The organism is Nostoc sp. (assembly GCF_036919675.1).
Classification (GTDB): domain Bacteria; phylum Cyanobacteriota; class Cyanobacteriia; order Cyanobacteriales; family Nostocaceae; genus Nostoc.
The window spans coordinates 1-18,399 of sequence record NZ_JBALCP010000007.1 but is presented as its reverse complement, the minus strand read 5'-3'; the positions used below and the strand labels follow the sequence as shown (position 1 = coordinate 18,399).

Genomic DNA, 18,399 nt, shown 5'->3' with positions numbered 1-18,399 from the left:
TCAGTTGCACTCGACTTAATAAATCCTCAACATTTAAGAAACTGGTTTGCTAATTGCTGTTACTGTACCTCATAACAGCCGGAAGTGCTGTATAGTTAGTAAAATTCCTTTACAAACCTTAAAAAAAGCCGATGTCTACGACGGGCTACGCCTACGCCCTCCAGTTATTTTAGATAATTCATGCACACAGGACTTACGCGCTAATTCCAGATAATTGTTACAAAAAAGCCCGGTCACGACAGTAACCGGGCTTTTAGCTATCTCAATCTATCAAAGGAGGTAGAGTAATCTAGATCACAAGCTATAAGGCAGCAGGTTGTTCCAAATTAACCTTGACAACTTTGTTCTTTTCTTGCTCAGTTTTAGGCAATGTAAGATTCAAGATGCCATCTTTATAATCTGCCGTAACGTTAGTATTTTGAATCCGAGCAGATAGAGGAATTACGCGTTTGAATTTCCCGTAGTGAAACTCACTTTTAGTAATACTTTTTTCCTCAGTTTTAGTTTCAGACTTCCGCTCACCGCTAACGTAAACAGCGTTTTCTGTGACTTGTACATCCAAGTCTTTAGCTTCTATTCCTGGAAGTTCTAGTTTCAGATGAATAGCATCTTCAGTTTCTTGTATCTCAGCAGCAGGAACTTTGCTCAAGCCTCTATCTAACAATGCAGATGGTACTCTGGTGTCTTCAAATAAATTATTGAGCTGACGTTGTAGAGTGTCAATTTCTCTCCAAGAATTCCAACGAACTAATGTCATAACTCTTCCTCGCATCAAATAGCTTTTATTTAATCAGCTTTGCACTTCAGTTAGTGCTTACATATTCATATTATGTAGAGTTAAGCCTGCTGTATATTCGGTTATTAGCACCAAGTGATTGATGATTACCGTCTCAAATTAGACATGAAATAAAATTACGGTTTACCCTAATTTATATATTCGGTAAACCCGAATAAAAAATTACATTCAAGCATAGTTAATTAAGAAATTTGCTGTTGAAGGAGCTAGTGCAGGAATACGATGCCTGGGTTGGGCTACGCCTACGACTGACTAATAGCGCTGCATAATTTTCTAGATTACCTAGATTACCTCAGTTAAATACATACAGCATATTTCAAGTTTGTGAGTTACAAAAATCCCCCATCTGCGCTATCGCGCACCCTCCCCGACGCTTTGGGGAGGGGTGTACTTTATTTACTTGAAAAGCGCTGTATCTGTTCAAGTTTGTCCTAAACTTACTCGCGATTTATTAACCAACACAGCATCAATAATAAAACTCTTTCCCTTGCTCAATTTTGCACATATTGTTGATTCTAATGTCCTATTTAGAATCGCTAGGACTCAAATAGCCACTCATAGCAAGAGTGGCACATCAATCAACACAGCTATCAAATCTAATATTTTACGCAGCCATTCCCCAAATATTAATTAACTGAAACCCTTTGATGCTGCTGTTCTTGCTTATCACATTATGAGTCTTAGCAACTTTGAATGATCTGTAGAATGGGTTCAATTTTTCAGTTCTTGCGCTCAATTAGATCACCCGAATGGGTGAGGAATAAATCAACCGTTCAGGTGACCTGAGTGCAGGAAGTTAAGACTGATAAAAAATAATAATCTATTACTCAAGAACACTAATTGCACTTTACTTTAACTAAGGATAACCCGATGAAATTCTCTATCTTGATAGATTCTGTACTTATTGTTGGTTCTATTGCTTTATTACCTGCAATCAGTGGCGCTCAAACAGCTACTAATAATAGTGGCAAACTTCTCGCTATCAACTCTAACAATTTATCCACTCATTCTCCGAACGTCAGCTACCTGAAACCCTTTGATGCTGCATTTCTAGCTTATCAAGGTAACCTGAAAGCACAGGGTATTCCTAGTGGTAGTGCTTTGGTATCTCAATACCAAATAGGAAACCTCACTGCATTAGATGTGGTTAAGGCTGCTGTTAATGCTAAAAAGTTACCAGCACTAGCTTTGAATGATAGAGGTTACCTAAACGCTGTCGATTCGCAACTGACATCATTCGGTAACACTAATGATTTATCTTACTAAGTACAGTATTGCAGAGGTTCGTAACGGATTTATGAAATGCTATACTATCATATCGTTGCTTTGACAAGAAAATGCGTCACCAGAAAGGAAAAGCTGCTGTCTCCCTCACTATCCCATTACCAAAAATTACTTTAACCCCTCCAATCTTGGAGGGGTTTTTAGTTGGTACTACAGTTGCTGCTCTCTGAGAGGAAAGTGCGATCGCCTTATTTTTTTCAATTTAAACCTGGTATTTACTTATTAAATGCTTGTATAGCAATACTTTTGGACTAGTGTGGCTCTGGTGTCACGAACCATCAGATTATCCTGTTCCACCAAGGTGCGACACCGAATAGCCCGTCGTACCCCTAAAGCTACGCGTAGCGTCTGGCAGAGAAGACATCGCTTCGGCAGTGGCGTAGCCTATCACCTCCTGGAAAAAAGGGTCGTGTAATAAATTATTTACTGTTCTATCAAATTAACGTTGTTAAGTAACTCAGCAGGTGTAGTTCTCACCTCTAGGCTGTGTTAAATATTGTGGCGCAAAACAGGAGTATAGATACGTTGCAAAAGCTTTCTCCAGAATCTCCTCTATTTATTTTGTTAATTATTATTAGTTTTCTAGTAGTAACTTTATCAACTTGGTTATCATCTAAACCATTTATTCTAAAACCATTTGGGCTTAATGATATTATTCAATTACTTACATTACAGTTATTTATTTCTTTGTTGTTAGAGCGTTCTTTAGAAGTTTTTATAACTACTTGGCGAGGCCCATTCGTTGAACAATTAGATATTAGTATTCAGCAAGAAAAGGCTCTCATGTCTGAGAAGATAAGACTTATGGAAGTCCAACAGAAACAGTTTCCTTCTTTGGAATCAAATCAAGTCAGTGGACTCCCGCCAGAAGGAATGAGTTTAGAAGAACAAATCATCCAAAATTTTACACAAAATCAACAAGACTCATTAAAAATTTTCCAGCCACAAATTGATGATTTAAATGAAAAAGAGCGTCAAAGAACAGCTTATAAATCTGATACACGAATAATTGCTCTATGGACATCCCTTTTATTCGGTCTTTTAATGAGCGCAATAGGTATTCGCTCAATCGAACCACTTGTAGTTATTGATTTAGATAATCCAATACAAGTAGTTATTTTCCGTTGTTTAGATGCATTGCTTACAGGAGGCTTAATTGCAGGAGGTAGCGAGGGAATCCATAAGCTCATAAAAGTTTTTATCGACTTTATGGAAGTTACATCTAAACAAATCAAAAATCAAGGATTATCTTGATAAAACGAATGATTTTACCCTGTACAATACAGGATAATATTGCAAATATCCATGAAAATTACATTATTAATGTCTATTTTAGATATATAGTCTCATCTTCCCATAAATAATCTTTAACATCTACAAAGTTTTTGTTTAATTTGCTCAATAAATCTCCCTCAGATAAAACCTTAATTCCTTCAGTTTCCAACTTATTTTTTTGTTGGTTAACATAAGTTATCAAATAAGCTTTAGAGTCTAATATTCTATGTACCGGATAATCAGCCGCCGAGGTTTTTTTCAGGTATGTAGGAATAGCTCTTAGATAGCTATTATCTACTCCCATGCCTTTGATTATCTGTTTGTATGTAACTACTTTCCCACTTGGAATTTTGATGATAAAATTTAGGAACCGTTCATAGGGATTTTCAGATAATGCTGGAAATTTATTAGCTTGAACCTGAAAATTACTACCAACCTGGATTTTACCTGATTTAATAACTACGCCTAAAATTCCTCTTTTACCTTGGATGCTTTTTAATGATTCTACTAAGTGGGCTATTCGTTTACACGGTTCGCAGTGAAAAGTTAGACGAATTGCCGCACCACTTTCAAAGGTTAGCAGAGAACCAGGGATAAAATTATTAAATTCTATCCCTGTAACCACAATATTTTCTCGTAATTCTCCTGGTTTAATTGATAAGTCGAAAATATCTTCATACCTAATAATTAAAACTTGCCTGGGACTTAGAGGATCGGCATTAACATCTTCTTCTATACCATAACCTACCTTTAAATTTAATGTTTTAACCTCTACCATCGCAGAACCTAGTTTTACCTTGGTGAAAAGATGCATTATTGAGAGAGCCATATTCATTCGGCGGTACGATCAATTTTCAATTTAGGAGGTGAAGTCAGGTAAATCATTGGATTTACTAAGAATGAATAAACTTCCATCTCCTCCACGCCCAACTCTTAAGGTTTCATCTAAGTAAGTAATGTCCAGTGTGGCAGTTCTGCTAGTAGGATTATTTGCTGGGACAACCTTAAAATGGTTGAGTTGAGGGGTATTAATGCCGATAATTTTATCAATCGATAGGTAGCGTTTGTCAAAATAGACGTTGAGGCGTTTGTTCGCTAAAGGCTCTAAATCTTCTTTGGCTGGCTCAAAGCTAGCTGTCACTTTGACATATCCTGATACCAGCCCCAGAGAATGTTTAACTTTAGCTAGATTGAAAAACAATTTATTTGCAACATCAATCACTTGATAAACTTTACCCAGCTTTAATCCCAATGGGAGAGAAACTAAAGAATGGATTTCTCTCGCAGTGGAGTATTGCAGTTGCCAAGCTCCATTCAGCAAATAAGTAGCGTTGAGAAGAGGATTGAGATTGGGATTGACGCTCTCCAGTTCCGTCGTCAATTGTTCAATTTCTTCGGCTAAAGTTTTATCTAGCTTCAAATTGGTAACGGGAGAACCATCGCTCTTGGTTTGAATCTTCTCAAGCTTGGCTTGTAATTTTTCCTTAATTAAGAGTTGATTGTTCAATGGTTAAAGATTCTCCTTTAGAGAATGTTTTAAAAGTTACTAGTACGCCACGGCGTAAATAGAGCAACCATTTAAAATCCCTAAAAAGCCCATTCCATAATACTTTTGACTTTTGACTTTTGACTTTTGACTTCCGCCTTGCGGTACTAGTGATGTATCAAATACTTTTAGACTCTCCTACATCCACGCCACGTGCTTCTCCCAAGGGGAGACGCTGCGCGTAGCTTGCTTCCGCGTAGGGGTACAAGTCGGCACCGGACGCCAATCGCTCATGGGGAAAACCCCCTACAGCCCTTCGGGCATCCTACGGCAGGCGCTAGCCTCTCCCTTTGGGAGAAGACCGTGCTGGCTCCCCAACGCAGTGGCTCCCCTTAAAAAGGGGGACTTTGGATTAGGGACTGACAAAAAATAAATTATCCAAAATTATGTACATTTGTAGGGGATCTTGGCCTTCATTGGTGTCAACTTAAGCTAAAACTCTTTTAAAACCTCGTTTCCAGCCAGAGGCTGGAAATGCTCTTCAATTGCGGCTCTGCCGCTAGTCTTGAGGCAGAGCCTCTCATTAGGCATTCCCAGTCGGAGACTTCTTTTCGAGGCACTTCTAAAAGCTTGTTCTAGACTGGCTTTTGCCTTAAGGTGACACGTATGCTTGGCCTTGTGCCCCTATGATGGGATGTTTTTTTAACTGAAAGTCCCTTATCTAGATGAGATTAGTCAATGAGTTGTGGGGTGGGAATTTGCGTATCGATATCTGCTTGGGACAAAGTTGGGAGCAACCAGCTGCTCTCACCTGCCTTGAATACTTTGGCAGGTTCAACATTGAATTCAATTACACCAGTGGCTAGATTGGTTCTAGCAATAGACTGTGTACCATCAACAAACTTGACGGCGATTGGTTCAGTCAGTTGTTGTGGTTGAGCGTTCGGGCTTAGAACCACTTGAGAACCTGCGGGTAAGTAAATACCATCGCAATCCCAATCATCATCCGTGATTGTTCCTGCGCCTAGAAAGTAGAGTTGGGTTGGAGATTTTTTTGGTTTATTGGCATAGACAGCCAATGTCTTTCCAGTTTCATTGCGGCACTGTGCCCGCTTTCTAGCTGTTTCTATGACATTTTTCTGAAACTGCAATTGTGCGAGTCGCTGCTGGAACTGCTCAGGTGTATAGCCAGCTTGCTCAGGTGTATCCTTTACAGTTAGAAGTTGATTGAGCGCCTGAGTTACCTCAGCATAGTCAGCCCCCTTAGTAAAATCCTTGCCGGCCCAAGCGGCCCATAGGGCAGCTAAACCGAGTCTTCGTACTCCTACAGGGAACTTGCTACGCCTTGGCCTGGTAGAAAGTGTCTGAGGGCTTCCACGCCAGTTGCAACAAGAGTCGCTCCCCATGAGTGACTGCACCAAATCAAAGGGATTCAATCTTACTGTTAACTAAATGTCAAACCTTTAACTGAGTTACTGCGATATTGCCAGAAAAACATACATCCACATCGCTACCAGGAGTGCGATCGCGTTTGCCATATTCTCCTACATAATAAAAATCATCGCCTTCAATTCGATAGTTGACAGGCAAAGGTTTGGTACAGGCTTGGCAAAACACCACATCAGGATGTGGTTCTCCTAGTTGCAAATGCGGCAAATTCACATTCCAGAAGCTTCCCGGTTCTAGGGGGCGCTTGAGTAAGTCCGCTAAAACTTCAGCTGTTAATTTGGCAGCCATATCCCAATCAAAATCCTGCTTGGCTTTGCGATAGTGGGAAATGGCAACTCCAGGAATACCGTGCATTGCGGCTTCCCGCACAGCAGCCACTGTGCCAGAAATATAGGCATCGACTCCCAAGTTGCCCCCAGCATTGATACCTGAAAGCACAAATTTGACATCTGCGTTAATTTGTGTTATTGCGATTCTCACACAATCTGCGGGAGTGCCTGCGATCGCATATTCAGTCTCAGAACGTCGCTGGAGGTTAATGGCACGAGTGGTGGTAACTTGATGTCCACAGCCAGACTGATGATCAGCAGGAGCAGCGATAATAACATTTTTGCCATTTACAGCTTTGATCAGCGCTTTTATACCGGGAGCGTCAATGCCGTCGTCGTTAGTTAAAATTATGGTCATGTATATATATTATATTGATATAGATTTAGCTAAAATATTAGAAAAATGCAGATATCGCCCATTGATCGCTACAGCAAAAAAAGCTACTTGCAGATATAAAAAAATATCCTTGATGCTGCCAAAAATATTGGTTATACGATATCATCTCTAGATGGTTTGCAAATTCCGCCCTAAATATTTGGGTTAATTCCCAAAATGGGCAGTATTTCTTGTCAGGTTAATGCTTGCAGCCGCGATCAGAACAAATTTGTGCAATCAAAAAATCCCCTAAAATATATATCTGCTGGCAGTAGCAGAAACTTCATACTGGAGAAAACCGGGAATGAGGTGATTTTTACAGTGGTTCTGTAGTATTTTTGGTGCAAGTCTGTCTTAGGGTTCATATGATGAAACAGCTTCTTAAACAAGTATTTAGCAGTCAAAAACACCTCATCTGGCTAATTCTACCTTTGGTGACGGTTATCATAGCAGCTTCGCTGTTTGCCACACCTGCTTTAGCTACAGGTGTGGATCAAATATCCAACCTTACAGCAGGGAATGACACCTGGGTTTTGGATCAAGGTGAAGTCATTAGCCGTCTGAATGAAGGTAAGATTAGCAGCGCTTTCAAGGATTTGGCAAACCAAACAGATAAGGAAGTCAGAATAGTTACTGTTCGCCGCCTCGACTACGGTGAAACACCGGAAAGCTTCACCAAAGAGTTGTTTAAAAAATGGTTTCCCACAAAATCAGTCCAAGCTAATCAAACCTTATTGGTTATTGATACGGTTACCAATGGTACTGCGATTATTACTGGGGATCAAGTTAAGCCTTTACTGACAGACTCTATTGCCGAGAGTGTAGCTACTGAAACAGTAAGTGTGCCGTTACGCAATGGTAACAAATACAATCAGGCATTTCTAGATGCAAGCGATCGCCTTGTTGCCGTCCTCTCTGGGAAAGCCGATCCAGGGCCACCCAAAATAATTGACAATGTACAGGTAGAAGGCACCTTCAAGAAAGCAGAAGAAACTGACCAAGGTAACGCTACTGCTTGGGTAGTAGGATTGTTAATTGCCGCCACCGTTATCCCAATGGCGACTTACTACATCTATCAGATAAATCAGCCATCATCTTGATGAGTAATGGGAGAGTTAGGAGTTAGGAATTTCTAACTCTTAACTCCTCACTTTTAACTTTTAACTCCTCATTCCTAACTTTAATCTTGAACATACTCTTGCTCTGTGACTAAAGCCACCTCAGCCCGAACAAATTCTCGACCCAAATAAGCTGCATGATTTAATTGAGTTACAGGAGGGGGCTGAGTTTCTTCAAAAATCTTCACGCAAAGTTCTTTCGCCGTCCTCGCGCTAAAAACCGTGGTGTGAGTTCGTTCTACCTTTTCTCGTGCAGGAATTACCTTTCCCGTTTCTGGATCGACAGCTAAACCACGCTCATCAATTACATTTGTGAAATGCTTGGCATAAATTAACCTTGCGTCTCGATCCAAGTAAATAATGAAATATCCACCGGGATCAAGGTCAAGATGACGTTGGGAAATTTTATCATCAATTGCAGCTAAATCTTCAACTATCAAATCCATAAGCACTCTAAAAAGCAAATTTCTTTCTTCAAGATTTTTACACCTATATCAAGTGTAATTCCTATCTTACTTAGCATTCTTTATATCTTTAATATATTTGTGATTCTTTTTACTTAAAAGTAAATTAGATTTTTTGCTATAAATTATACTTTTATTTTAAAATAGCCCGCAACAATACTTGTACAGAAATTTATTGAAGCCATAGTTAGAAAAAAAACTATATACTCACCTCTGAATGAATGTCACAATTGTGAAAAAAGGTAAGCAAGCATCTGTTTGCCGAGTAAAGCTTAATTATCCGGCAAACTCTGCTATGAAAATAGTTCCTTTTCCTCAACCATTTTTCTCACTAAATGGCAACTCTGCATTAATCGCCTCAATCTCCTGCTGTTCGAGTTGATTCACTTCCTTAATATAGGGACGTAAAATTTGTCCTAAACGATTATTGTAAAAGCGGTGCAGGCTGTGATTGGGCATAGCAGGGAAACCGCGCCGTTTTTTGTGGCGTCCACCCGCACCAGGGTCAAAAATTTCGATGCCGTTAGCGATCGCCCACTCAATCGGCGTATAATAGCAAGCATCGAAATGTAAGCAATCTATTTCTTGAAAACTCCCCCAATAGCGTCCATAGAGTTTGTCACCTTTAAACAAACAAAAGGACATTCCTAAAGGATGAGAGTTATCTTGCTCGCTATATGCAGCAATAAACAAGACTCGATGGCGATAATCGGTGTTTAGCTGCTCAAAAAACCGCTGTGTGAGATACTTGCTACCCCACCAGCCAAATTTATCACAGGTGTCAGCATAGAACTGGTACATCAAAGGAAATAAAGACTGAGGAATTTCATCACCAGTCAACGCTTGCAATCGTAAACCTGCTTTCTCCACAGCTTTGCGTTCCCGCTTGATATTACGACGCTGATTGGCATTAAACACTTTCAAGTAGTCATCAAAAGTTTTAAAACCAGCATTTTCCCAAACGTAGCTGTGGTGCAGCCATGTTGTAAAGCCATGCCGTTCCAGCATCGGACGCCATTGGGGATCAACGTAGAGAAAATGACACCCAGAAATTCGATTTTTGGAGCAAAAAGTGTCAATTTCATGCACCATCATCGCTGTGATTTCATCCTCATCTTCTCCTGGGGCAATTAAGAACCGATAGCCTTCAGCAGGAGTAAATGGTGTCATTCCCAGCAATTTTGGGTAATACTGGACTCCGACGCGATCGGCTAACTCTGCCCATTGGTGATCGAAAATAAATTCACCAGAACTGTGTCCTTTGAGATAAAGTGGCGCAGCGGCAATCAGCGTTCTATCTCGCCACAATGTCAAGTGATTTGGCAACCAACCAGTTTTAGCCGTAGCACTATGGGAGGTTTCGATATTGTTTAGCCACTCCCATTCTAAAAACGGCGTTTTGAGTGGCATTGCCAAAGCATTCCAGGCATCTTGGGGTACTTCAGCAATTTTGTTCGTCCAAACAACAGAATAGCGAGGCTTAAGTTGTTTCACCATTGTCTGGCTTTTTTTAGAGGAGTAGGGATTAGGGATCAGTAAGAGGCAGGGGGCACAGGGGGGCAGGGGGAGCAGGGGGAGCAAGGAGCAGGGGAGGAATAATTAACGCCCAATGCCCAATGCCCTGTTTGCCCAATGACCAATAACTTTACTTAGCGTAATCTAATCTGCTGGTCGTTGCAGGCGATAGTGCAAAAACACTTCTTGCTCAACTGTATGAACTTCTAGAAGTTGCAACTTGGGAGCTAAATCCGATAAAAATCCTTTTCCTTCAACGGGTGTGGGTGCGGTATTACCACCTAAAATCAGCGGACAGATAGTCAGCCATAATTCATCGATTAAATCTAATCCCAGCAAAGAAGCGACTAATTCACCTCCACCTAAAACCACTAAGCGTGTTATATGTAGAGTGGCTAGATGCTTCAAAGCTGCGGGAATGTTAATTTCTCGCGCTGGTGTTTCAAAAACCAGAATCTGCTCAAATTCTGGAAGGCACTTCTGTACTCCGGTTCCCAGAGTTGAGGAAAGTGTCTGTAAGCGTCCCTTCCATGAAAGTGCTCCTGATGTTGTCGTGAGTAACCAGCGTCTAACTGGTTGCTTAAAAAACTTAATTTCCGGATTGAGGTTTGCAGAGTGTGTAGTCACTATATAAACTGGCTGCGGAGGCTTTCCTGCTTGTGCCCGAAGTTCCACTAGAGTTGGATTTGATACAGGAAGTGTTGTTCCGTAGGCGTCCAGAGTACCAGCACCGAATAAAACCGCATCAGAGGCAGCGATTTGTTTTTCTAAGTGTGCTTTATCAACCCTTGAGCCAAACCGAGCAGGCGATCGCCTAAAATCCGCTATCTTGCCATCTGCACTCATTGCTAAAACAACTGTAGTATGAGGACGATCTTGCAACATTAGATTGATTTGATAGTTTGAATATTTTCTTTGCTCGTGTGTAGATTCTCAAAAAAATCCATGCTTGCAAGCTACTGTTTTACAATTTAAACACTATACTTATATGCAAGACAAAGCGCTTTTACATCTAGCATATATGAGTTTTGGTATCCCACGTTTCTTTTTGGATTATAGCAATTTGTTATTTTTAAACATTGAAAATAAAATTCTGATAATTTTATAAAATGTCTCATCTAGCTAGTCTAATTACATATCTTTGCTGTTGTGTTTTGCAGATGCAAAGTGAGACACTCGATGACTAATTCCCGCCAATCTTCCTTTCGTCGAATTTTAGTAACGAGAATATTGCTGCTGTTCGTTCCAGTTTTACTTATAGGCGAGATTGTTGCCTTGAATAAGGCACGTTCTAGCATATTGGGAACTGCACGTCAAAATTTAACAGAAAGCGCCATCAGTAAAGGGGAGAGAATTGGAGATGCGATCGCTATCTTAAAAGCGAATTTGCTGAGTGTAAGTAAAACAACGGTGATTCCGTCGGGTTCGCCTATACAAGAGCAAGAAATTCTCACGCAGTTAAGGCAACAACTTCCAGCCAGTATTGAGTGCATCCAATTAACGAATCTCCTAAACCAGAAAATAATTGCTAGTAGCTGTGGGGATCAAGCAATTGGAGAATTGAGATTACCTTTGCCTAGTGACGGAATTGATGTCAAAGCAATCTTCCCGCCAAACACAGGAATAACTGGAAAAAGAAACACACAAAATCAACTGCGATTAGTGTTATCTTCACCAGTTTCCGATAGCCGAAGAAATTTAGTTTACAGCTTGAGTATTCAATCTGCATTGTACCAACAAACCAGAAATCCGCCGGGATCGCTCACAGGCGCTATGGTAGTGATTGCTGAAGATGGGACAATTTTGGCGCACCCACTCACAGACTGGGTAGGAACTAATATCAATCAGCACCCAAATGCTTCCCAACTCAAGAGCATAATTAAAAATGCAATTGCGGGACGAAATGATTCGATAAATTTGTCTTTCACAGAGGGGAAAGAATTAGTAGCTGGCTATACGGCTATTGCAAATCCCCTCACCCAACAGCAGCAAAAATGGATAGTCTTAGCTGTTACTAGCGTCGATAATGCGCTTTTCGGTTTAGAGGAAATCAAACTAATCGTCATCGTTTTGACAGTTGGTTTGATTGGTGCAAGTTTGTTAGCATCCCTATATCTAGCTCCTTACTTGGCACGTCCTGTAGAAGAATTGCGAGACTACGCTCTCAATATTCACTCTCACCACGCCGCACAACCAGTTCCGCACAATTTTCAAATCCGGGAATTCAATCAACTGGCCCAAGCATTAGACCAAATGGTAGAACGGCTCAAAGCTGGCGCAGAAGAACTGGAAATAGCTTGGAAAGAAGCAAAAACTGCTAACCAAATTAAAAGCCAGTTTTTGGCTACGACTTCCCATGAATTGAGAAATCCATTAAATATTATTATTAATTGCATTCGCCTGGTTGAAGATGGCTTATGTGATAGCCGGGAAGAAGAAATGGACTTCCTCAAACGTGCCGATGAAACAACGATTCACTTGCTAGGTATTATTAATGATTTACTCGACATTTCTAAAATCGAAGCAGGTAAGCTTTCAGTCGTCTGCACACCTATTGACCTCCGACAAATATTGTTAGAGGTGATTAATTTACAATCAGTTAATGTTCAACAAAAAGGCTTGCAGTTGAAATGTGAGTTAGATCCTAAACCGATACCAATTAAGGCAGACGCAGCAAAACTGAAGCAGGTGCTGATTAATGTTATCGGCAACGCCACTAAGTTCACTGACACAGGAAGCATCACCATTGCTACAGAAATTCAATATAGTACTGGTAAATCTCAGGTGGTGGTGATAGTCAAAGATACAGGTATAGGTATTGATCCAACTCAACAGCACAAACTATTTCGCCCCTTTGTAATGGTGAATGGCACAACCACACGTCAGTTTGAAGGTACTGGGCTAGGACTAGCAATTTCACGAAACTTAATCGAACTCATGGGAGGCAGCATTACTCTTGAGAGTGTGGGACTTCATCAAGGTACGACACTGAAAATTACCTTACCTTTGATTGATATCTCGCTATTACCTGTTCCAAAGAAAGAAGGAAATGTCGGGGATCTGGGATTTTCCTCTAGGAATGAGGAGGCAAAAGCAAGCTACTACCCTAGCCTACAGGAGTCTGGGGGAAATTCCTCTTTGGGGATCAACAAGTCTGTGAAAGCAGTTGTAGACAAAGAGAAGTCCCTGAAGTTCCAGGTGTTACTTGGGAACGAGACTTATGAGATTAGTCTTTCGCCGCAGCAAACTATCTTGGTAAGTCTTCCAAAACGAGGAGTTTGTGTGAATGGGACTTCTGAGAGGTAATCTTCGCTACACTCTGATTCAAAATTTAAAAATTGACTTCCACAACCGATACTCTGTAGGACTATCGCTTCACCCCGAATTATTTCTCAAGCTGTTGGTAAAAGATGCAACAGTGGTGGATATAGTAATTAGACCTCTTGCAAAAGTCCCTAACACCGTACAACCCCTCCCCGCTCTTAGGGAGGGGAGACAAAGCATAGTCTTTGGCGGGGTGGGGTTCTTATTTTTGATTTATGCAAGAGGTCTATTGAGATTCATCCCGATCATAGTTTGGCTATGATTTTGACGATGACTTAGAAGCGTTACTAAATAACCAAGATAAAAGATTAGCAACCGTAGCAGCCCCAAAAGAGAACAGCGCAATAATTGCATCACGAGGTAAAACACCATCTAACCAGCTACCCTGTATTCTCGAAACTGGAAAATCTGGATCTAGACCGATTTGAATCTCTTTAGTTTTCCCAGAAAAGCGGGCTTCTATACCCTTTTTCGGGACAATTTGCAGATTACGTATTTCTTGAATGTTTAGAGGAGTATTAGCGGATTCTCCCATAAGAAACTGATTTTGTTTAATATCTCGTTCCTGTTCTGCCATGCGGATTTTGCCTTCCACAATAGTAGAAGTTTTTAAATCGTCTCTGACATCTTTACCAGTTCTATCTACATCTATAAATTGCAGATTTTTGGTTTTTATCTTTCCTCTAAACCATTGTTTTGATTTATATTCGGGAGTTTCGGCTATAGTAATATCAATACTGGTTTTTTGGGTTATTTCTAAGTTAATTTTTTTATTATTTAGATTGACAAGAAACTCTAATGGTGCTTGGGTGTCTGGCTGATTTGGTAATTTTAAATTTAGTAATTCGTAACCTTCTACTATAACTTTGATTGGTTGTTCACCTAAATCTAGGTCTAACGTATTTGGGTTAATTTTTTGGTTTAAATTAGAGTTAGGTTGCAGAGAAAAAGCCAGTTGATTACGATAAAAGTCATAACTGAGTCCAGTTATTTTTGTATTTGGTTGTAGCCGTAGTTCATCGATGCTGATTTCACTCGTGTCTTGAGGATTAGCTGACGCAATAATCCATCTACTCTCGCTGTCTTTAAGTTGAATTTTCAAAGAGTCTAACTTGTTAATTTCTGGCCAAGTTTCACTTTGAAAATTTCCTGTAAAAGTTAGGGTTTGTCTGCCTTGATTTTCTAGTTTATTGATGCCGCGAATATTTTGGAGAAAGAGTTTTGATTCTTCTCCGATGTAGACAAAACTCATTTCTTGAGCAATGATATTACCTTCAAATATATGAGTGCCTGGTACAATAGCGGCAAAGGTGAGGAAAGTAAAAAATAAAAGTAACAGCAGTACCAAAAATGAATTTTGATGGTTTGAAATTCTTCGTAGTAAGCGCTTTAGCCCTGAAGCACTGACTACAAATAAAGCAGTTAAATTTGTTTTCAGAAAATTCAACAATTGGTGAATATTGATGAAGTTGGGAAAATTTTGTTTGGCTTTTTGCCGAGATGCCATAATTTATTTCAACCAATTTGGGTTATGTTCAAATACAATTCGCCTTTCAATGCGATCGCTAGGTTCATCTCTTCGGTCAATAAAAACAACGTAGTGCAGTTCATAGCGTCCTGCTGAGGCATTGCGTCCATCCCAGGTAAAAATAGTTTCATCTTTTTTCGGGTTAGGGCGGGAAGTGCTATAGATTGCTTTTTTACCTTGAGGGAGAATTTCAAAGGTGTTAAATCTTACTCTGTCTTGGGAATAAAAGACAAATTCATACTTACCAGAAGTTTGCCCCAGAATAACTGGAACATACACGGGTTGGGAATCAAGGCTATAGGATGCCAATGCGCGGAGTTTATTTGCTGGTATTTTTGCTTGCCTGAGAACGTAAGTATCCCAGCTAAAGCTGAAATCTGAACCATTCTTAGACAATAACAAGTCATCCAATTGATAGTGATATTTATCATCTAATGATTGCACTCTTACTTGAGGGTTTTTTCCACCATTTATTTGCGGAATTTGTAGCGTCAGAGTTTTGCCAAAACTGGCAAGGTTGCGGGTAGCAATGGAAATTAGGCTCAAGCTATTGCCGCTTAAGGGTTCTTCTTTAATACCTTCACAGCGGTTGGGTGGTTTGCGGTGGATATAATCGGTAGATTGGGGATTGCCTTCTGGGCAAGAAGCAGCAGCGGGAAGATGGCTGAGGCTGAGGATTAATAGGCTGGCAAGAATAATTTTATAATTCATAGTTTGTTTAACGAATGCTCCAGGTAAGCAGTTGTTTTTGAATCTCAGATATGGGATAAGCGAAATCTCGTTCTTTACCTTTTTCGCCGGCGAAGACGATGCCTAAAAGTTTATTTTGTGAGTCAATTACAGGACTGCCAGAATAACCGGGTTTGAGTGCAGCTTGAGATATTTCTAATCGCTGGTTGTTATAGCTGATGTTTCCTGATTCCATAGACCAAGATTTATCTTCACCTCTTTGAGCAGAATGACCGATAATCCGAATGGGCATTTTTGGGGTGATGGCAGTTGAGGAGATGGGTAAGGGTTGGATATCTTCTGGCAGTTTACCAATAACTTCCAAAATAGCTAAATCGAGTTGTTCGTCTGTGGAAGTCATTTTGAACAGCTTGGCATCTCGCCGCATTCGCACTCGGTTTGACGGTGGTGAACTGAAAAATTCAACTTGAATATCTTTACCCTGTTCATAGCCATCAAAAATGACATGACGATTAGTGAGGATTAATGTTCGGTTCTTTTCTCGCTTAATTACTACACCAGTTCCACTCTCAGTTCCCTGGCGTTCAATACTTACAGGAAAATTCGCAGTGATGCGTACCACAGAACGCTTAATGGGTACAGTAGGATCATCTTTAGGCAACCATTGACGATCGTCTTCTACACTACCTAATTGATTCTCTTGCTCCGTCAATAACCGTCTTGCTTCTATATTGTTGTTACTGGCATAGACATAATTACGGTCAATTGCTTCTGCGTTGTTAAACTGTTCAATGGCTTCTTTTAGTTTTCCTTGCTGTCGGAACGTTAAACCCAAGCCAGTATTAGCGAGAGTATGAGCACTGGCTTGGGTTCCAGAATTGTCTTCTGGCAATGTTAGGGCTTTTTGGTAGGCGGCAACTGCTGCATCTAATTTCTTCTGCTCACTCAGGGCAATGCCAAGATTGTGGTAAGCATAAGTATAGTTGGGGTTGAGTTGAATTGCTTTTTGGTAGGCGGCAACTGCTGCATCTGATTTCTTCTGTTCTCTGAGGGCATTGCCGAGATTGTTGTAAGCATAAGCATCGTTGGGGTTGAGTCGAATTGCTTTTTGGTAGACGGCAACTGCTGCATTTAATTTCTTCTGTTCTCTGAGGGCAATGCCGAGATTGTTGTAAGCAGCAGCATAGTTGGGGTTGAGTTGAATTGCTTTTTGGTAGGCGGCAACTGCTGCATCTAATTTTTTCTGCTCACTCAAGACATTGCCGAGATTGTTGTAAGCAAGAGCATAGTTGGGGTTGAGTTGAATTGCTTTTTGGTAGGCGGCAACTGCTGCATTTAATTTCTTCTGTTCTCTCAGGGCATTGCCGAGATTGTTGTAAGCAAGAGCATAGTTGGGGTTGAGTTGAATTGCTTTTTGGTAGGCGGCAACTGCTGCATCTAATTTCTTCTGCTTTTTCAGGGTATTGCCGAGATTGTTGTAAGCAATAGCCGAGTTGGGGTAGTAAGCAATAGCCAAGTTGGGGTTGAGTTGAATTGCTTTTTGGAAGGCGGCAACTGCGGCATCTAATTTCTTCTGGTCATACAGTACATGGCCGAGATTGTAGTAAGCATCAGCATAGTTGGGGTTGAGTTGAATTGCTTTTTGATATGCGGCAACTGCTGCATCTAATTTCTTCTGCTTTCTCAGGGCATTGCCCAGACCGTTGTAAGCAATAGCATAATTAGGGTTGAGTTGAATTGCTTTTTGGTAGGCGGCAACTGCTGCATCTAATTTCTTCTGGTCATACAGTACATGGCCGAGATTGTAGTAAGCAAAAGCATATTTGGGATCTAGTTGAATTGCTTTTTGATATGCTGCAACTGCTGCATCTAATTTCTTCTGCTTTCTCAGGGCATTGCCCAGACCGTTGTAAGCAGTAGCCAAGTTAGGGTTGAGTTGCAAAGCTTTCTGGTAAGAAGCTAATGCCTCCTCTAATTTCCCTTGAGCATTTAGCACATTCCCTATACCAACGTAAGCTTCGGCATCATTAGGATTGAGTAGTAATGCTTTCTGGTGAGATGCTAATGCTTCCTCTAGTTTCCCCTGTCGCCGTAGAGCATTCCCCAAATTGTTATAAGCTTTGCCATTATTGGGTTCAAGTTGCAAAACTTTACGCCAAATAGTCTCCGCTTGGGAGTTATTACCAACTGTTTCGGCAGCGTCGCCTTGTTTAAATAGCTGTTCAATATTGTTTTGAGCAACTACAAACTGGGGTGCGGTAGCCAGAGATAGAGTTAAAAATAAAGTAGTAAATATACGGTTGTGCATAATCATGCTCATACATTCTCCGATTTTATCAGGACTTACACGAAAATCGTTAAAAAACATATGAGTCGTTGATTTATACTTGCTGACGAGTCTTTGATACTCGTGAACGAGTCTTTAATACTCGCTGACGAGTCTTTGATACTCGTGAACGAGTCTTTGATACTCGTGAACGAGTCTTTAATACTCGCTGACGAGGCTTTGATACTCGTGAACGAGTTTTTGATACTCGCCGACGAGTCTTTGATACTCGTGAACGAGTCTTTGATACTCGCCGACGAGTCTTTGATACTCGCCGACAAGTCTTTGATACTCGTGAATGAGTCTTTGAACTCCGTTGATGAACCTCAGAGCTTCGTGGACTATATAGAACCCATTTGGGATCTGGTGTATTGTGAGATTAAAAGTATTTTTTATTACTTATGTATTCAAGCAGTTTAACAGATGAAGAGTGGTCAAT

At 40.5% G+C, this 18,399-nt stretch carries 15 protein-coding genes; 4 read left to right on the top strand and 11 right to left on the bottom strand.

The features are described 5' to 3' along the window. Nucleotides 1-301 precede the first annotated feature (301 nt). Nucleotides 302-757 (bottom strand): Hsp20/alpha crystallin family protein, encoded by a 456-nt coding sequence (locus V7K49_RS00510; protein ID WP_335204087.1) that lies wholly within the window; start codon nt 755-757, stop codon nt 302-304. 909 nt (nt 758-1,666) lie between these two features. Here V7K49_RS00510 and V7K49_RS00505 point away from each other — a divergent pair. Both V7K49_RS00505 and V7K49_RS00500 read left to right on the top strand, forming a co-directional pair. Beyond that, nucleotides 1,667-2,062 (top strand): hypothetical protein, encoded by a 396-nt coding sequence (locus V7K49_RS00505; RefSeq protein WP_335204086.1) that lies wholly within the window; start codon nt 1,667-1,669, stop codon nt 2,060-2,062. A 504-nt stretch (nt 2,063-2,566) separates the two neighbouring features. Continuing rightward, a complete protein-coding gene (locus V7K49_RS00500) occupies nt 2,567-3,334 on the top strand; it encodes a hypothetical protein (protein WP_334865324.1) in 768 nt (255 codons plus the stop codon). Nucleotides 3,335-3,407: 73 nt separating this feature from the next. Here the strand turns inward: V7K49_RS00500 and V7K49_RS00495 are convergent, their stop codons facing one another. The 4 genes from V7K49_RS00495 to surE all read right to left on the bottom strand — a co-directional run bounded on the left by V7K49_RS00495 (nt 3,408) and on the right by surE (nt 6,977). After that, a complete protein-coding gene (locus V7K49_RS00495; protein ID WP_335204085.1) occupies nt 3,408-4,133 on the bottom strand; it encodes an MGMT family protein in 726 nt (241 codons plus the stop codon). A gap of 81 nt (nt 4,134-4,214) precedes the next feature. After that, the gene (locus tag V7K49_RS00490) at nt 4,215-4,862 is read right to left on the bottom strand and encodes a PAP/fibrillin family protein (RefSeq protein WP_335204084.1); all 648 of its coding nucleotides are present in this window, start codon (nt 4,860-4,862) and stop codon (nt 4,215-4,217) included. Nucleotides 4,863-5,572: 710 nt separating this feature from the next. Further along, the gene (locus V7K49_RS00485; protein WP_335204083.1) at nt 5,573-6,247 is read right to left on the bottom strand and encodes a hypothetical protein; all 675 of its coding nucleotides are present in this window, start codon (nt 6,245-6,247) and stop codon (nt 5,573-5,575) included. Between the two features lie 49 nt (nt 6,248-6,296). Next, nucleotides 6,297-6,977, bottom strand: a complete 681-nt coding sequence (surE, locus tag V7K49_RS00480; protein WP_335204082.1) for a 5'/3'-nucleotidase SurE — start codon at nt 6,975-6,977, stop codon at nt 6,297-6,299. Between the two features lie 386 nt (nt 6,978-7,363). Between surE and psb32 the strand changes: the two genes are divergently transcribed. Continuing rightward, nucleotides 7,364-8,095 carry a photosystem II repair protein Psb32 gene (psb32, locus tag V7K49_RS00475; protein ID WP_334865372.1) on the top strand — a complete coding sequence of 244 codons (732 nt, stop codon included), beginning with the start codon at nt 7,364-7,366 and terminating at the stop codon, nt 8,093-8,095. Nucleotides 8,096-8,175: 80 nt separating this feature from the next. On the opposite strand, the gene V7K49_RS00470 is transcribed toward psb32, so the two are convergent. The 3 genes from V7K49_RS00470 to V7K49_RS00460 all read right to left on the bottom strand — a co-directional run bounded on the left by V7K49_RS00470 (nt 8,176) and on the right by V7K49_RS00460 (nt 10,977). Then, a complete protein-coding gene (locus V7K49_RS00470; RefSeq protein ID WP_335204081.1) occupies nt 8,176-8,559 on the bottom strand; it encodes a DUF4346 domain-containing protein in 384 nt (127 codons plus the stop codon). A 333-nt stretch (nt 8,560-8,892) separates the two neighbouring features. Next, entirely contained in the window at nt 8,893-10,074 is a 1,182-nt protein-coding gene (locus tag V7K49_RS00465) for a GNAT family N-acetyltransferase (protein WP_335204080.1), read from the bottom strand. 162 nt (nt 10,075-10,236) lie between these two features. Continuing rightward, nucleotides 10,237-10,977: a RibD family protein gene (locus V7K49_RS00460; RefSeq protein WP_335204079.1), complete on the bottom strand. Its 741-nt coding sequence runs from the start codon at nt 10,975-10,977 to the stop codon at nt 10,237-10,239. Nucleotides 10,978-11,271: 294 nt separating this feature from the next. Here V7K49_RS00460 and V7K49_RS00455 point away from each other — a divergent pair, with 294 nt between their 5' ends. Next, nucleotides 11,272-13,398, top strand: coding sequence for an ATP-binding response regulator (locus tag V7K49_RS00455; RefSeq protein WP_335204078.1), 2,127 nt, complete (start codon nt 11,272-11,274; stop codon nt 13,396-13,398). A 274-nt stretch (nt 13,399-13,672) separates the two neighbouring features. Here V7K49_RS00455 and V7K49_RS00450 read toward each other — a convergent pair whose 3' ends face one another. The 3 genes from V7K49_RS00450 to V7K49_RS00440 are packed head-to-tail and all read right to left on the bottom strand — an operon-like array spanning nt 13,673 to nt 17,942. After that, the gene (locus V7K49_RS00450) at nt 13,673-14,923 is read right to left on the bottom strand and encodes a hypothetical protein (RefSeq protein WP_335204077.1); all 1,251 of its coding nucleotides are present in this window, start codon (nt 14,921-14,923) and stop codon (nt 13,673-13,675) included. Nucleotides 14,924-14,926: 3 nt separating this feature from the next. Next, the gene (locus V7K49_RS00445; protein WP_335204076.1) at nt 14,927-15,655 is read right to left on the bottom strand and encodes a hypothetical protein; all 729 of its coding nucleotides are present in this window, start codon (nt 15,653-15,655) and stop codon (nt 14,927-14,929) included. Nucleotides 15,656-15,662: 7 nt separating this feature from the next. After that, nucleotides 15,663-17,942 carry a tetratricopeptide repeat protein gene (locus V7K49_RS00440; protein WP_335204075.1) on the bottom strand — a complete coding sequence of 760 codons (2,280 nt, stop codon included), beginning with the start codon at nt 17,940-17,942 and terminating at the stop codon, nt 15,663-15,665. Nucleotides 17,943-18,399 lie beyond the last annotated feature (457 nt).

Coding starts and splice junctions, on each gene's coding strand:
- V7K49_RS00510 (WP_335204087.1), bottom strand. CDS start 757: ATGACATTAGTTCGTTGGAATTCTTGGAGAGAAATTGACACTCTACAA.
- V7K49_RS00505 (WP_335204086.1), top strand. CDS start 1,667: ATGAAATTCTCTATCTTGATAGATTCTGTACTTATTGTTGGTTCTATT.
- V7K49_RS00495 (WP_335204085.1), bottom strand. CDS start 4,133: ATGGTAGAGGTTAAAACATTAAATTTAAAGGTAGGTTATGGTATAGAA.
- V7K49_RS00485 (WP_335204083.1), bottom strand. CDS start 6,247: ATGGGGAGCGACTCTTGTTGCAACTGGCGTGGAAGCCCTCAGACACTT.
- surE (WP_335204082.1), bottom strand. CDS start 6,977: ATGACCATAATTTTAACTAACGACGACGGCATTGACGCTCCCGGTATA.
- psb32 (WP_334865372.1), top strand. CDS start 7,364: ATGAAACAGCTTCTTAAACAAGTATTTAGCAGTCAAAAACACCTCATC.
- V7K49_RS00470 (WP_335204081.1), bottom strand. CDS start 8,559: ATGGATTTGATAGTTGAAGATTTAGCTGCAATTGATGATAAAATTTCC.
- V7K49_RS00465 (WP_335204080.1), bottom strand. CDS start 10,074: ATGGTGAAACAACTTAAGCCTCGCTATTCTGTTGTTTGGACGAACAAA.
- V7K49_RS00460 (WP_335204079.1), bottom strand. CDS start 10,977: ATGTTGCAAGATCGTCCTCATACTACAGTTGTTTTAGCAATGAGTGCA.
- V7K49_RS00455 (WP_335204078.1), top strand. CDS start 11,272: ATGACTAATTCCCGCCAATCTTCCTTTCGTCGAATTTTAGTAACGAGA.
- V7K49_RS00450 (WP_335204077.1), bottom strand. CDS start 14,923: ATGGCATCTCGGCAAAAAGCCAAACAAAATTTTCCCAACTTCATCAAT.
- V7K49_RS00445 (WP_335204076.1), bottom strand. CDS start 15,655: ATGAATTATAAAATTATTCTTGCCAGCCTATTAATCCTCAGCCTCAGC.
- V7K49_RS00440 (WP_335204075.1), bottom strand. CDS start 17,942: ATGCACAACCGTATATTTACTACTTTATTTTTAACTCTATCTCTGGCT.